Source organism: Flagellimonas beolgyonensis (genome assembly GCF_003992615.1).
Lineage (GTDB): Bacteria > Bacteroidota > Bacteroidia > Flavobacteriales > Flavobacteriaceae > Flagellimonas > Flagellimonas beolgyonensis.
In genome coordinates this window covers 1-213 of sequence record NZ_RZMY01000010.1, presented here as the reverse complement: position 1 = coordinate 213, position 213 = coordinate 1, and the positions used below count along the sequence as shown (strand labels likewise).

At 56.3% G+C, this 213-nt stretch carries 1 protein-coding gene; it reads left to right on the top strand.

All coding sequences use genetic code 11. From position 1 onward, the window contains the following. On the top strand, positions 1–213 hold a 213-nt coding region (locus tag EO131_RS17080), incomplete at both ends, for a hypothetical protein (protein WP_164731632.1).

Sequence of the window (213 nt, the reverse complement as noted above, 5' to 3'; positions counted from 1 at the left end):
AGCAATATCTCAACAAATGCGACCAACATCGCGACCAACGCGTCCGATATCTCAACCAATACAAGTGACATCGCCACGAACGCCTCCGATATCGCTGCGCATATCTCCGCCGATGCGGACACCAATGTGGGCAACGAGTACAACACGGCAGTGGGCCTTAGCGGTACCTCCATCACCGTTACCGACGGTGGGGGCACCTTGAGCCAGGACCTT